Consider the following 13,467-nt stretch of genomic DNA (forward strand, 5'->3'; position numbering starts at 1 on the left):
TTTTTCAAAATGCGCCCCCATCAAGGTGCAGCAAAAAACTTGATTGGAATGTATCTCGGTTCAACGCGCCGCCATCACCCGTTTACGGCAAAAACCGGTTTAGAATGTCAATGTCTCTTTTGCTTTTTCCAAAATATCTTTATAGGTCGGAATCCAAACGCCTTCCGCCTGCGAGAACGGATAAACGGTATCCGGCGCTGTTACGCGCAATACTGGTGCTTCCAGGCTCAAAATCGCGCGTTCGTTGATTTCCGCAACGACGTTTGCCGCAACACCAGCCTGGCGCTGTGCTTCCTGGACGACAATGGCGCGGTTTGTTTTTTCCACAGACGCCACAATCGTTTCTACATCAAGCGGGCTGACTGTACGGAGATCAACCACTTCTGCGGAGTACCCTTCTTTTTCAAGTTCATCCGCTGCTTTCAATGATTCATGGACCATTGCGCCGTAAGCGATAATCGAAATATCTTTTCCTTCCCGTTTTACATCGGCTTTTCCGAGCGGAATCGTATATTCTTCTTCCGGCACTTCTTCCCGGAAAGAACGGTACAGTTTCATATGTTCGAGAAAAACGACCGGGTCATTGTCCCGGATCGCGGAGATAAGCAACCCTTTCGCATCATAAGGCGTGGACGGAATTACAACTTTAATGCCCGGTGTTTGCGCCATGAGTCCTTCGAGGCTGTCCGCATGCATTTCCGGCGTATGCACGCCTCCGCCGAAAGGAGCGCGGATCGTAATCGGCATTTTCAAATCCCCGCCGGTGCGGAACCGGTATCTCGCCATCTGGCCGTGGATCGAGTCCATCGTTTCAAAAACAAAGCCGAAAAACTGGATTTCAGGAACCGGCCGGAACCCTTGGAGCGCAAGCCCGATGGCAAGCCCGTTGATGCCGGATTCGGCGAGCGGCGTATCGATGACGCGGTCTTTGCCGAACTCTTTTTGCAGCCCTTCCGTTGCCCGGAAGACGCCGCCGTTTACGCCGACGTCTTCACCGAATACCAAAACATTTTCATCATTTTTCAACTCGGTCCTGAGCGCATCCGTAATTGCCTGTATCATCGTTAGTTGGGCCATGGCTTATTTCGACTCCTTTGCTTGGTAAAATTCGTATTGTTCCTTTAAAGTTTGCGGAAGTTCTTCGTACATCACGGAGATCAGATCCGTCACTTTCTGTTTAGGTGCGCTGTCCGCTTTCTTAATGGCAGCTTTAATATCTTCTTTCGCCTGTTCGATCGTTTCATTTTCCTGCTCTTCGCTCCACAGGTTTTTCTGTTCGAGGAACTTGCGGAAACGGACGAGCGGATCTTTTTTCGCCCATTCATTGTCAAGGTCTTCCGTACGATAACGCGTCGGGTCGTCCCCGCTCATCGTATGCGGGCCGAAACGGTAGCAGATCGTTTCAATCAGAGAAGGACCTTCTCCGGCGAGCGCCCGTTCGCGCGCGCGTTTTACCGCCGCATATACACTAAACGGGTCCATGCCGTCCACTACAATGCCCGGGATGCCTGCAGCCACCGCTTTTTGCGCCAGTGTTTTGGCCGCAGTTTGCACGGAACGCGGCGTTGAAATCGCGAACTGGTTGTTTTGAACAATAAAAACAGCTGGGGCTTTAAAAGCACCCGCAAAGTTGATGCCTTCGTAAAAGTCCCCTTGTGAACTGCCGCCGTCCCCTGTATATGTCACGGCAACGGCCTTTTTGCCGCGTTTTTTAATGCCGAGCGCAACGCCGGCAGTCTGCACATACTGAGCGCCGATAATGATTTGCGGCGGGAGAATGTTCAATTTTTCAATGCCCTTCATCCCGTCCACATGTCCACGCGACCATAAAAATGCCTGTTCAAGCGGAAGGCCATGCCAGATCAGCTGCGGCACATCGCGGTATCCCGGGAGAATGAAGTCCTCTTTTTCAAGTGCAAAATGGGAAGCAATTTGGGAAGCTTCCTGGCCGGCAGTCGGCGCGTAAAACCCGAGGCGGCCTTGGCGGTTCAAGGAAATGGACCGCTGATCAAGAATGCGCGTATACACCATTCTCCGCATCATTTCCTGAAGCTGTTCATCCGTTAAATCCGGCATGAGGGAATCGTTTACAATTTTCCCTTCTTCATTTAAGATTTGGACTGTTTCAAACTTTTCTTCAATATCATGAAGCGTCTTTACTTCATCAAGGTTTGTGCGTGAAGCCATCCCGTTCACCAATCCTTTCTTTATCCGCATATATGGATATACAATTTCGCCGATTTTAAAAAATGTGTGTTTACTGCAGAAACCGACAATTCTTTCAAGTAACCGCAATCATTTTTGGCCTGCCAAAAAAGCGCTGTATCAATAAAAAAGCGGATGTGACTAATACAACACTATATTCAACATATATAGAGTACATGAAAAATAAAAAAGCGTCAATTATAAACGCTTTTTCTATCCGATATTTTTTTAATATACCGAATCATTCTCCCCGGGAAAACTGTATCAATATGCAATTTAAACTGTACTATAAAAGCGGAAACGTTGCGAGAGAAGGTTTTCAGGAAAACCGGTTCCGCGGGCCCGAAACGTTGTTGCAAACGCTGCCATTTTTTGCAGCAATCTTTCCCGGCATGCCGGAAATTGTCATATTTTGGCGTGATGGTTCCGCATTTTCCCTACATATAATAAAGGACAAGATGAGCCGCACGCCTTTACAATATCCAAATAAATATTACAATAGAAGTAGGGAGTTGATCCACAATGTTAAAAAAGCTGAGGAAGAAGCTTTTAAAACAGTGGAAAGATATGCTGCGCAAAAAGTTAATCGCCTGAACTTTTGAATCCCTCTTTTCCAGAGGGATTATTCTTTTCTTTATGAAAAAAAGGCCATGAAAAAGTTGTGATATGTACCATGATTTATATATAATAGAAAAAGTTACATTGAAAACGGAGCAAGGAGAGATTAATCATGATTTACAAAGTGTATTACCAGGAAAATCCTGAAGAGATTCCTGTCCGGGAAAACACGAAGACGTTCTATATTGAAGCCGGATCGGAAAGGGAAGTACGCCAAAAGTTGAAAGACCGCCGAATCAACATTGAATACATTCAGCTGCTTGAGGGAAAATATCTTGAATACGAAAAGCAGCAGGAAAATTTTAAATTAACGGAGTAACTGTATGAAATTTGTTAAAAATGACCAGACAGCGGTTTTCGCCCTCGGCGGATTAGGCGAAATCGGAAAAAATACTTATGGCGTACAATTTCAAGATGAAATCATTTTAATTGATGCAGGCATCAAATTTCCGGAAGATGAACTGCTCGGAATCGACTATGTCATCCCGGATTATACCTACCTCGTGAAAAACGCGGACAAAATTAAGGGCCTGTTTATTACGCACGGGCATGAAGACCATATCGGCGGCATTCCGTATTTGCTGCGCCAGATCAATGTCCCGATTTACGGCGGGAAGCTTGCACTCGGCCTTATCCGGAACAAGCTGGAAGAGCACGGCCTTCTCCGGCAGACAAAGCTGATTGAAATTAAAGAAGACGATGTGATTAAATTCCGGAAAACATCTGTTACGTTTTTCCGGACGACGCACAGCATTCCGGATTCTTACGGCATCGTCGTCAAAACGCCGCCGGGCAATATCGTGCACACCGGCGACTTTAAGTTTGACTTTACACCAGTGGGTGAGCCGGCCAACTTAACGAAAATGGCCGAAATCGGAAAAGAAGGCGTGCTTTGCCTTTTGTCCGACAGCACAAACAGCGAAGTGCCGCATTTTACGATGTCTGAACGACGTGTCGGGGAAAGCATTCAGGATATTTTCCGGAAAGTGGACGGACGGATTATTTTTGCAACCTTTGCCTCCAATATCCACCGCCTGCAGCAGATGACGGAAGCGGCTGTTTTGGCGGGTCGGAAAATTGCCGTGTTCGGGCGTAGTATGGAAGCGGCGATTGAAATCGGCCGTGATCTCGGCTATATCCGTGCCCCGAAAGATACGTTTATTGACACACAACAATTGAACCGTCTGCCGGCCAACCGGGTTACCATTCTTTGTACCGGTACCCAGGGCGAACCGATGGCGGCTCTGTCCAGAATTGCAAATGGCACGCACCGGCAGATCCAGATCCAACCGGGCGACACCGTCGTTTTTTCTTCCTCCCCGATTCCGGGTAATACGACGAGCATCAACCGGACGATTAATTTGCTGTACCGCGCCGGCGCCGATGTGATCAGCGGGTCTTTGAACAATGTGCACACATCAGGCCATGGCGGTCAGGAAGAACAGAAATTGATGCTGCGGCTGATCAAACCGAAATATTTTATGCCAATCCACGGTGAATACCGGATGCTCAGGATGCATGCCAAGCTTGCCAACGACTGTGGCGTCCCGGAAGAAAACTGCTTTATCATGGATAACGGGGAAGTGCTGGCGCTCGGTCATGACACCGCAGAAGTTGCTGGCAAAATCCCATCCGGCTCTGTCTATATTGACGGGAGCGGCATTGGCGATATCGGCAATATTGTTTTGCGCGACCGCCGCATCCTTTCTGAAGAAGGGCTCGTCATTGTCGTTGTGGCCATCAATATGAACGAGTTTAAAATTGCATCCGGCCCTGACATTATTTCAAGGGGCTTTGTGTACATGCGTGAATCCGGCGATTTGATCAACGAAGCGCAAACGATCATCACAAAGCACTTGAATAAAGTGATGGAACGGAAAACGACGCAATGGGCCGAAATCAAAAATGAAATTACGGATACGCTGGCGCCGTTTTTATACGAAAAAACGAAACGCCGGCCGATGATTATGCCGATTATTATGGAAGTTTAAAAAAAGGGGATCCCGTCAGGAAGCCCACTTGAAAAGTCCAAAAGAAAACGAAAAACGGCGAGACACCACCATTCATCGTGTCTCGCCGTTTTTTTGCATTGTATAAATAAATTTAAAACACATTTTTTCAGTGTCCTCCCCGTTAGCATAGTGCTTTTTTGTATGTCTGTTTGAAAAAGGCGTGCCAAACCGGTGTACCCGATCCGGCCGGCGTTTTGCAGAGGAAACGTTTCCAATTTTATCCATCCGCTTGAAAAGAATTTTTTATTTTTTTTTGCAAAAAGTACTGTACAAAACAAATTTCAGGGTATATACTGTATTATAACAGAAGGATAAATGATTTGTTGTTATAAAACATGCTTTTGCTGACACCAGCCCGGGCCCGGCTGTCGCAGCATCATTGAATGGTTTTATAACAACCTAAAAATCCAAACACGAAAAAGGAGATGGATGAAAAATGATGATGAGCCCAGTTGAATTTTTTAAAACATTGCCTGCGAAACAATGCCCTGAATGCGGTCAGCCGATTGAAGAACAAGCAGAATCATACATGCTGGAATGCGACCATTGCCTTTCCAAAAAAGAAGAATAACGCCGTAATAAAAAAGAAGGGGAAATCCCCTTCTTTTTTATTGCAACGATAAAATATAGGCTATCATCAAATCGGCAGCTGTCTCGAGCGCTCGTTCGTCCGGCGCAAATTTGGCATGGTGCAGCCCGTATGGTGACCCGACACCGAGCCAGAACATAAAGCCAGGGATTTCTTTCAACATATAGCCGAAATCCTCCCCTGTTAAAGCCTCCCTGCATTCATGCAGGTGCGCCCCCTCGTAGCTTCGGACAAAATCCATAAAGCGGGCGGTCTCTTCCGGATGATTGAACACCTGGTAATAATTACAGCCGTAATCAATTTCCGCCCGGCACTCAAAACCGGCCGAAAGCCCGTTTGTGAGTGCTTCAATCCTGTGCTTCACTTTTTCCATCGCTTCGCTCGATAACGTGCGGATCGTCCCTTCAAGGCGTGCATGTTCCGCGATTGCATTTTGAACCGTGCCGCCGGTGATTTTCCCGATGGTCACCACTGCGCTGTCGAGCGGGTCGATATTGCGTGAGATAATAGACTGGAGCTGGGTCACCAGATGGGCCGCCGCCACCACCATATCCTTTGTATGCTGCGGATAGGCCGCATGCCCGCCCTTTCCTTCCAGGTCAATATACAGTTCAGATGTATTGGCAAACAGCAGCCCTTTTTTTACCGCCACCGTACCAGCCGGGTATTCCGGCGCAACATGGAGTGCCATCACAAGGTCCGGCTGCCATTCATCGTGCAGCACTTCTTCCAGCATCGCTTTCGCCCCGCCAGGCCCTTCTTCTGCCGGCTGAAAAATAAAGATCAGATCATCCTTAACGGGCCGGCTTGCAAAATGCGATAAAATCCCGAGTGCAATCGTCATATGAAAATCGTGACCGCACGCATGCATGTTTCCTTCGTGTTCCGATTGAAACGGGAACCCTGTCTCTTCTTTGATCGGCAGGCCGTCTATATCCGTCCGGTAACCAATCTTTTTTTCGGGGCAGGTCCCCTTTACTTTTACAAGCACCCCGGTTTTCCATGTTTTCACTTCAAGATGGCCTTTTGGCAAACGCGAAATAAAATCAAGGATGTACCGCTGTGTTTTATGCTCCTTGTATCCGAGTTCGGGAATCCGGTGCAGATCCCGCCTGATGGCAATCAAATTCGTTTCCATATCCAGTCCTTCCTTTCCGGTATGGCAAAAAAGGCCGGGCACCGTTTTTTTGGCACCCGTCCCCGGCTTACAAATTTCTGAGGTCTTTCATGATTTCGGTTTTGGATTTTGTTTTTTCGTCAATTTCTTTGATCACTTTTGCCGGAATGCCCGCAACAACGGTATGCGGCGGCACATCTTGCGTGACGACCGCACCGGCTGCCACAACCGCCCCTTTTCCGACGCGTACGCCTTCCAGAATCACAGCATTCGCCCCGATTAATACATCATCCTCAATGACAACCGGGTTCGCAGAAGGCGGTTCAATGACCCCGGCAAGCACGGTGCCCGCTCCGATATGGCAGTTTTTCCCGACTGTTGCACGGCCGCCTAAAACGGCGTTCATGTCGATCATCGTGCCTTCTCCAATGACGGCGCCAATATTGATTACGGCCCCCATCATAATGACGGCGTTATTGCCGATTTCCACACGGTCACGGATCGTGACGCCAGGTTCAATGCGGGCGTTGATTCCTTTTAAATCGAGAAGCGGAATGGCCGAGTTGCGGCGGTCATTTTCCACAACATAATCCGCGATTTTGCCACGGTTTGCTTCCAGCACGGCCGAAATCTCTTCCCATTCACCAAAGACGACAGCCATGCCGCCGCCTGCAAAAACACGGGCTGATTCACCGAAATCAAGGCCTTCGACATTTCCTTTCACATATACTTTTACAGGTGTTGATTTTTTGCTGTTTGCTATGAATGAAATGATTTCATTTGCATCCATCATGTCCATATGTATGCCTCCTGACAGCAGATTCGCACGTAAATGTGATCATTTGCGCATATGTTTCATTTTAAAGGATATGGGGCTGCGCCGCAATAAATTCACGCACCACTTTTACAAAAGCACGGACCTGCTTCAATTGAAACGCGGCGTCATAACCGAGCAGCCATGTGTCGCGTTTCAGCGGCTCCCCGCCTTCCCCTTCGAGCGGAATTTTGTGCAGATGGCGGATTTCCGCCCCGTCCAGCGTGATCGCAGGCAAAATCGCATAGCCAATACCGTTAAAAACCATTTGCTTGCACGTTTCGATCTGGTCTACTACGATTGTTTGTTTCGGGGAAGTTTGAAACTCGCGGTGCCACCAGTCCATCATTTCCTGATAATAATTCGAATCGCTTTTAAACTGGATAAACGGCCGGTCGGCAGCCGGCAGCTTTTCAAGGGTGTCAATTTCCTGGTCTACAAGAAAGAGCGGATCTTCAAACAAATGGATTTTCGTACTTTTCCATTCATTCAAGCCGCGGACAATGCCGATATGGACTTCATCTTCGTAAATGGACCGCAAAATTTCACTGCTCCAGCCCGTAACAAGCGAGATTTTTGCCTCCGGATATTTTTCAACGAATGTTTTCAGTACTTTCGGCAGCCAGTTTTGGCCGACGATCGTGGCGCAGGCGATTTTTAATGTTCCGTACACTTTTGAGTCGAGCGTGCGGATGGCTTCCCGCACATTTTCTTCCCTTTCGAGCATTTCGTTGGCGAGCTGGATGACCAGTTCCCCTTCAGGCGTTATGATCAACCCTTTTTGCGTGCGGAGAAACAATTGCGCTCCCCACTGCTTTTCAATCGACTGCAGCCTTTGCGACAAGGCGGGCTGCGACACAAACAGCCGTTCAGCCGCCTTCCGCATATTTAACTCCTGTGCTAAAACAGACAGTAACTGACACTCCGAAAAATTCATGTTAACCCCAATCCGTTTTCTTTGGTTTATGGAAAAAAGGACCGCGCAGCCATTTGCGCGGTGCCACCGCTAAAAATGATTCAATTTATGAATATGATGGTTCAATTCCTTCAGAAGCGAACGCCGTGTAAAAATGCCGGCAAAAAATCCTTCATCGTCTTCAACACATAAAAAATTGTGGTCAACAAGCCAGCGCAACGCTTTTTCAAAATTGTCATGCACATTCAGCCGTGGAATGTCCGCCTTCATGACCTGTTCCACCTTAATCTCGCCTAGTTTTTCAAACTCAATCCGTTCCAACCCCAAAATGGAATCGGTGATCATCGCGGAACTGATCAGGCCGTGCAGTCGGTAGCTGGCGTCCAAAACCGGAACAGCGGCATACCCACTTTTCGTCAGCACGAGCAAAGCATGTTCCAGGCTGTTCCCAACCTGCACATGGGCCACTTTTTCAGACGGGATCATAAAATCCATGATTTTCGGTTCAAGAAATTCCTGGCTCTGCAATGAAATCATCTTGCAAAAATCTCCTTTTCTTCCGTATTTTCAGGTACAAAAACCTTCAAGAGGAGATGCTTATTTCGTTTGCCGTTGATGCATGATGGATCACTACTATTTTATCATAAACAGGACTTGATTGACGAAAGAAAAACGCCCGGCTTTGTGCCGGGCGAAAAAATTTTTTAACTGTCAGAGCCTTCCTGGACGATATCAAAGATTTCGATGGCGGCAATATCCAGATCGTCAAACTGGTACTTGCTGGCGTGTTTTTGCCCATCGAATACTTCCAGTTCAAACGTTCCGGTCTGCGGGAAAAATTTCACCTGGCAGAGCGCCTTGCCGTTCACTTCAAAACGCCGTTGCTGGACTTCCCCTGTATCTTTTGCTTCCTGCATCGCCTGCAGTCTTTGGATAATACCTAATAATTGAGACATAATGGACTCCTTTCAACGAACGTGAGTACCGGTTTTGGATGCCGGCATTCACCCTTTTATTCACACAAATGATAACCTGTCCCATTCGAATTTTACAGTAAAACCTTCGCTTAGAAAAGGGAGCGGCGGCAAATTTTTTCATTTTGTGCCGTTTCTGTCCTTATTTTATCCGAAATCGGGGAAGACCTTGTAACATTTTTGCGATTTGTCCCGGAGAAAAAACTCCTGTTTTAAAAGAAGCCGCTCCAAAAAATTGAAAAGAAAACATAAAAACGGCGAGACACCGCTCATCCAGAGTGTCTCACCGTTTCTTGAATACTTTTTCAGTGTCCTGCTTTTAAAGCAGAGGGCCCGGCGCGAACAAATCGGGCAAAACAGCTTTCGGCACAGCTATTCTGACCGTCACAAGCGGATTTACAATCTGACTGATTTCTAGGGAGCATGTGGCACTCAACAGCCTGTAGGCGTCATTAAACCCAAGCCCGAAAGCAGCCCGGAACCTGTTTGCAGCCGCTCGCATCCCTTTTTTCGTCGCCGCTTCCACGGTTTCTGCCGATGAAATCAAAAACCATGCGCGGTCGGTTTCAACGGCCGGCATGCCGATAGCGGGCGCGCCGGCCAGTTTCGTGCATTGCAGGGTGACTTTTCCGCCAATCTCCACGCCGGAACCGTCCAGTTCCCCGTCCCCCATTGCGGCGTGAAGATCGCCGAGCGCAAGCAGGGCACCATCATGGAAAACGGGAAGGTACAATGTCGACCCCGTTGTGATCCATCTCGTATCCATATTGCCGCCATGGTCCCCGGGTGTTTCACAAAGCACCGCGCCTTTTTCCGGGGCAACGCCGATAACGCCGATCATCGGGGCAGCCAGAAATTGAAGCTGGCTGTTAAACTGGATGTGACCGTCTTTCACACGGATGATGCGCGTATCGGTTTCTTTTACATCCTCGCCGAGCACCCCCATCCCAGGGTAAAGCACCATGACACCGGCTTCATCCAGCTCGATATTTTGAATGTTGATACAAAGGATGTCGCCTTTTTTAACCCCTTCAATCTCAATCGGGCCTGTCGCCGGGTTGATAAAGGGAATGTCCACTTCCGTCCTAAGCTGGGTTTCCAATGTGATTTTTCCGCCGTAGCAATCAAACGTCTCCACGGCAAACGTTTCGTTCAGCCGGACTTTGTAAGCCGGCTTGTTTTCCGCTGAAAAATGGGTGATAAAATGTTCTTTTTTCAGTTGCTGCATGATCCGCTCCTTTCGCGGCCGTTTAAAAAGGATGCTGATTCAGCCACTGGCCGCCGTCCATTGTAATCACTTCTCCATTGATATAGGCAGCATGGGACGAGAACAGGAAAAAAGCAAGTTCGGCAATTTCTTCCGGCGTTCCGAGCCGTCCGAGCGGGACACTGTCTAATGTCCTTTTTGCCGCTTCTTCCGATTCCCACAGCTTGCCCGCACCGCCTGTTCTTTCAATCGGGCCGGGCGCGATCGCATTGACGCGGATGCCGTATTTTTTGCCCCATTCCACCGCAAGTGTACGTGTTAAGGATAACACACCCGCTTTTGCCGCTGCAGAATGGACAACGCCGGCTCCTGCCCCCCAGGCATAGGTGGCGACCATATTGAGGATGCTCCCCTTGATCTTTTTTTCGATCCAGTAGTTTCCAACCGCCCGTGAACAATAGAATGTCCCGTTTAAGACAATATTGATGACCGCATTCCAGCCGTTTACCGATAATTTTTCCGCCGGGCAGATAAAATTTCCGGCGGCATTATTGACAAGAAAATCAATGCGCCCGAATTTTTTGTCTGTCTCTTCCACCATTCTCTGTACATCTTCCGGATTCCGGACATCCATTTGCACCGTGAGAATATCAGAATGGTAACGGAGCAGTTCCGCTTTTGTTGCCTTTAATTTTTCTTCATCCCTTCCTGTAATGACAACTTTTGCTTCTGACTGCGCAAATTTATTCGCCATTGCCTTCCCCACTCCGCTTGAACCGCCTGTTACGATGACAACTTTTTCTTTCATCAACCTTCTCCCCTTTCATGAATGAACAGCCATTCATTATATATAAAAAAATCAACGGATTCGGCAAGCTGCCGGATACCGTCGCAAACGATCCCAGTGCCCCGGCCCGAGTGCTTCCAGGGCGTATGAAACTAAGAATCTTTTTTTATTTTTAATAAGGACTCATGCAGCTTCGTTAATGCCCGGATGATCGTTTTCTTACGATTATAGCCTTTTACCACAACCGTCAAGCCGTTATATTCCGCATACGCCTGCCCCCAGGCACTGTCACGCAAAAAACCGAAAACGTAAACTTTAATATATCCAGCCTCCGCCGGGATAAAAATCATGTCCATTCTTTCGCTCATTTTGAACGCTCCTTCCGTGTCCAAAAATGCGGCCCGGATTTCGGCTGGCACCGAAAACGATAGAAAGAGCCGTCTTGGTGAAGTACTTTTTTCTATACCATACCATACAATGTACCATTAGTCAGGAGAAAAGAAAATACGTTTTTGCAATTTAACCGGACGGATTTTACACAAACAGCTGCTTTTCCACTTCTTCAGCGGGGACAGGTCGGCTGAAGAAGTAACCTTGTGCTTTCTGGCAGCGGGCCGATTGCAAAAACTCCACCTGTCCTTGTTCCTCGACCCCTTCCGCGACGACTTCAAGCCCGAGTTGGTGGGCAAGGTGAATGATCGTTTTTGTAATGGCCGCATCTTTTTGGCTGTTTTCCAGTTCCCGGACAAAAGACTGGTCAATTTTTAAAATGTCAACCGGAAATTTTTTAAGATAGTTCAAAGAAGAATACCCGGTTCCGAAATCATCGACCGATATCGTCAGCCCCATTTCTTTCAGGCTGCTAAGCACTTTTAAAATATGGCCTTTATCTTCCATTGCGCCTTCTGTAATTTCAATTTCAAGCACGGACGCAGGCAGCTTGTATTTTTCAAGCGTTCTTCCGATAAGTCCGGCCAGGCCGGGATCAAGAAACTGCTTCGGGGATATATTCACAGCGACCCGGAAACCGGCCCACCCTTTTTGCCGCCATTGTGCAATTTGCGCGCATACGTGATCGATCACCCACGCGCCGATTGAAGTGATCAGCCCTGTTTCTTCTGCAAGCGGAATGAATTTCAAAGGCGGGACATTACCGAATTTCGGGTTGCGCCATCTCAACAAGGCTTCAAAACTTTTAATTTTGCCCGTATCGAGCTGCACTTGCGGCTGATAATGGACGGCCAGCTCGTTTTTTTCAATGGCGCGGCGGAGATGGGCTTCCATCAAAATATAATTATGGAAGTCGGCATCCATTTTTTTGCTGTAAAAAAGGAAATGCCCTTTCCCCCGTTCCTTCACTTTAAAAAGAGCCGTGTCCGCATGTTTGATTAACGTTTCCCCGTCTTCGCCGTCTTCCGGAAACAGGCTGATGCCAACGGACGGCGTCAAAAAATAATCTTCCCCTTCAATTTTAAACGGGTCATAAAAGAGCGCCAGGATCTGTTCCGCCATTTGTTTCACTTCTTCCCGTGAGCACCCGGCCGTAAGCACGATAAACTCATCGCCGCCCTGGCGGTACACTTCGTAATCCGAAAAGGGAAGCTGCTTCAGGCGGATGGCTATCCGTTTTAAAATTTCATCGCCGACATGCTGGCCAAGAATATCGTTAAAATATTTAAAACGGTCAAGATCGATATATAATACAGCCGGATGGGGCGCGCCTTTTTTTGCTTCCGCCGTTTTCCTGTTCAACCGATCCAGCAAAGCGTGCCTGTTCCAAAGGCCTGTTAAAGGGTCAAGCTGATATGTACGTGCATCCGGAAGCATCCGTTCGCCATCCAGCAGTGCTGTCACATCCCTTGTAATGGCAATCACCCACTCTCCGCCGTTCATGCCGGCCAAAGAAGTATGGAGGATGCGCCTTGCATCCGAATGATGGATGAAGTCGACAGCTTTGTTATCTTCCAGCGCAGTTTGGCAAAAATATTCAAACCGGGCGGCTTCCTCTTCCTCGAGGACATCCTGTAGAAATTTTCCGGTTTTTTCCATCTGCTCTTCTTTGTTCACATAAACAAACTTAAACGCCGGCCCGTTCTCCACTTTCAAAACACTGACCGTCTCGGAAAGCTTGGAAAGAAAATCGCGGCTGAAAAAAACATCGATTGGCAGTTCCTGGAATTTCTTTGTTTGTCCTTCAGCTTTCGATTTGTCCATAATATCATCCTTTT

General features: G+C 47.9%; 15 protein-coding genes. 4 read left to right on the forward strand and 11 right to left on the reverse strand.

The window, feature by feature from the left end:
• Positions 1-99: 99 nt before the first annotated feature.
• Both BCOA_RS18290 and pdhA read right to left on the reverse strand, forming a co-directional pair.
• Positions 100-1,077: an alpha-ketoacid dehydrogenase subunit beta gene (locus BCOA_RS18290; RefSeq protein ID WP_014095613.1), complete on the reverse strand. Its 978-nt coding sequence runs from the start codon at positions 1,075-1,077 to the stop codon at positions 100-102.
• Positions 1,078-1,080: 3 nt separating this feature from the next.
• On the reverse strand, positions 1,081-2,187 hold the full coding sequence (gene pdhA / locus BCOA_RS18295; protein ID WP_014095614.1) for a pyruvate dehydrogenase (acetyl-transferring) E1 component subunit alpha: 1,107 nt from the start codon (positions 2,185-2,187) through the stop codon (positions 1,081-1,083).
• Between the two features lie 368 nt (positions 2,188-2,555).
• Here pdhA and BCOA_RS35200 point away from each other — a divergent pair, with 368 nt between their 5' ends.
• From BCOA_RS35200 to yhfH, 4 genes are all read left to right on the forward strand, one after another.
• Positions 2,556-2,807, forward strand: a complete 252-nt coding sequence (locus tag BCOA_RS35200; protein ID WP_142743390.1) for a hypothetical protein — start codon at positions 2,556-2,558, stop codon at positions 2,805-2,807.
• Between the two features lie 128 nt (positions 2,808-2,935).
• A complete protein-coding gene (locus BCOA_RS18305; RefSeq protein WP_013858917.1) occupies positions 2,936-3,142 on the forward strand; it encodes a DNA-dependent RNA polymerase subunit epsilon in 207 nt (68 codons plus the stop codon).
• A 4-nt stretch (positions 3,143-3,146) separates the two neighbouring features.
• Positions 3,147-4,814 carry a ribonuclease J1 gene (rnjA, locus tag BCOA_RS18310; RefSeq protein WP_014095615.1) on the forward strand — a complete coding sequence of 556 codons (1,668 nt, stop codon included), beginning with the start codon at positions 3,147-3,149 and terminating at the stop codon, positions 4,812-4,814.
• 457 nt (positions 4,815-5,271) lie between these two features.
• The gene (yhfH, locus tag BCOA_RS34460; protein WP_013858915.1) at positions 5,272-5,406 is read left to right on the forward strand and encodes a protein YhfH; all 135 of its coding nucleotides are present in this window, start codon (positions 5,272-5,274) and stop codon (positions 5,404-5,406) included.
• Positions 5,407-5,443: 37 nt separating this feature from the next.
• Here the strand turns inward: yhfH and BCOA_RS18320 are convergent, their stop codons facing one another.
• From BCOA_RS18320 to BCOA_RS18360, 9 genes are all read right to left on the reverse strand, one after another.
• Positions 5,444-6,562 carry an N-acetyldiaminopimelate deacetylase gene (locus BCOA_RS18320; protein ID WP_014095616.1) on the reverse strand — a complete coding sequence of 373 codons (1,119 nt, stop codon included), beginning with the start codon at positions 6,560-6,562 and terminating at the stop codon, positions 5,444-5,446.
• A gap of 67 nt (positions 6,563-6,629) precedes the next feature.
• Positions 6,630-7,340, reverse strand: coding sequence for a 2,3,4,5-tetrahydropyridine-2,6-dicarboxylate N-acetyltransferase (gene dapD / locus BCOA_RS18325; protein WP_014095617.1), 711 nt, complete (start codon positions 7,338-7,340; stop codon positions 6,630-6,632).
• 61 nt (positions 7,341-7,401) lie between these two features.
• Complete coding sequence (locus BCOA_RS18330; protein ID WP_014095618.1) at positions 7,402-8,241, reverse strand: LysR family transcriptional regulator; 840 nt, start codon at positions 8,239-8,241, stop codon at positions 7,402-7,404.
• Positions 8,242-8,361: 120 nt separating this feature from the next.
• The gene (cbpB, locus tag BCOA_RS18335; protein WP_013858911.1) at positions 8,362-8,808 is read right to left on the reverse strand and encodes a cyclic-di-AMP-binding protein CbpB; all 447 of its coding nucleotides are present in this window, start codon (positions 8,806-8,808) and stop codon (positions 8,362-8,364) included.
• Positions 8,809-8,975: 167 nt separating this feature from the next.
• On the reverse strand, positions 8,976-9,227 hold the full coding sequence (locus tag BCOA_RS18340) for a YkuJ family protein (RefSeq protein WP_013858910.1): 252 nt from the start codon (positions 9,225-9,227) through the stop codon (positions 8,976-8,978).
• A 337-nt stretch (positions 9,228-9,564) separates the two neighbouring features.
• A complete protein-coding gene (locus tag BCOA_RS18345; RefSeq protein ID WP_014095619.1) occupies positions 9,565-10,473 on the reverse strand; it encodes an acetamidase/formamidase family protein in 909 nt (302 codons plus the stop codon).
• Between the two features lie 22 nt (positions 10,474-10,495).
• Positions 10,496-11,260 (reverse strand): 2,4-dienoyl-CoA reductase, encoded by a 765-nt coding sequence (fadH, locus tag BCOA_RS18350; RefSeq protein WP_014095620.1) that lies wholly within the window; start codon positions 11,258-11,260, stop codon positions 10,496-10,498.
• Positions 11,261-11,391: 131 nt separating this feature from the next.
• Complete coding sequence (locus tag BCOA_RS18355) at positions 11,392-11,607, reverse strand: hypothetical protein (RefSeq protein ID WP_014095621.1); 216 nt, start codon at positions 11,605-11,607, stop codon at positions 11,392-11,394.
• Between the two features lie 166 nt (positions 11,608-11,773).
• Positions 11,774-13,453 carry a putative bifunctional diguanylate cyclase/phosphodiesterase gene (locus BCOA_RS18360; RefSeq protein WP_014095622.1) on the reverse strand — a complete coding sequence of 560 codons (1,680 nt, stop codon included), beginning with the start codon at positions 13,451-13,453 and terminating at the stop codon, positions 11,774-11,776.
• Positions 13,454-13,467 lie beyond the last annotated feature (14 nt).

This window comes from Heyndrickxia coagulans 36D1 (assembly GCF_000169195.2).
Classification (GTDB): Bacteria; Bacillota; Bacilli; order Bacillales; family Bacillaceae_C; genus Weizmannia; species Weizmannia faecalis.

What these genes read in the sequence shown, in the direction of transcription:
- BCOA_RS18290 (WP_014095613.1), bottom strand. Translation starts at nt 1,077, where the DNA reads ATGGCCCAACTAACGATGATACAGGCAATTACGGATGCGCTCAGGACC.
- pdhA (WP_014095614.1), bottom strand. Translation starts at nt 2,187, where the DNA reads ATGGCTTCACGCACAAACCTTGATGAAGTAAAGACGCTTCATGATATT.
- BCOA_RS18305 (WP_013858917.1), top strand. Translation starts at nt 2,936, where the DNA reads ATGATTTACAAAGTGTATTACCAGGAAAATCCTGAAGAGATTCCTGTC.
- rnjA (WP_014095615.1), top strand. Translation starts at nt 3,147, where the DNA reads ATGAAATTTGTTAAAAATGACCAGACAGCGGTTTTCGCCCTCGGCGGA.
- yhfH (WP_013858915.1), top strand. Translation starts at nt 5,272, where the DNA reads ATGATGATGAGCCCAGTTGAATTTTTTAAAACATTGCCTGCGAAACAA.
- BCOA_RS18320 (WP_014095616.1), bottom strand. Translation starts at nt 6,562, where the DNA reads ATGGAAACGAATTTGATTGCCATCAGGCGGGATCTGCACCGGATTCCC.
- dapD (WP_014095617.1), bottom strand. Translation starts at nt 7,340, where the DNA reads ATGGACATGATGGATGCAAATGAAATCATTTCATTCATAGCAAACAGC.
- BCOA_RS18330 (WP_014095618.1), bottom strand. Translation starts at nt 8,241, where the DNA reads ATGCGGAAGGCGGCTGAACGGCTGTTTGTGTCGCAGCCCGCCTTGTCG.
- cbpB (WP_013858911.1), bottom strand. Translation starts at nt 8,808, where the DNA reads ATGATTTCATTGCAGAGCCAGGAATTTCTTGAACCGAAAATCATGGAT.
- BCOA_RS18340 (WP_013858910.1), bottom strand. Translation starts at nt 9,227, where the DNA reads ATGTCTCAATTATTAGGTATTATCCAAAGACTGCAGGCGATGCAGGAA.
- BCOA_RS18345 (WP_014095619.1), bottom strand. Translation starts at nt 10,473, where the DNA reads ATGCAGCAACTGAAAAAAGAACATTTTATCACCCATTTTTCAGCGGAA.
- fadH (WP_014095620.1), bottom strand. Translation starts at nt 11,260, where the DNA reads ATGAAAGAAAAAGTTGTCATCGTAACAGGCGGTTCAAGCGGAGTGGGG.
- BCOA_RS18355 (WP_014095621.1), bottom strand. Translation starts at nt 11,607, where the DNA reads ATGAGCGAAAGAATGGACATGATTTTTATCCCGGCGGAGGCTGGATAT.
- BCOA_RS18360 (WP_014095622.1), bottom strand. Translation starts at nt 13,453, where the DNA reads ATGGACAAATCGAAAGCTGAAGGACAAACAAAGAAATTCCAGGAACTG.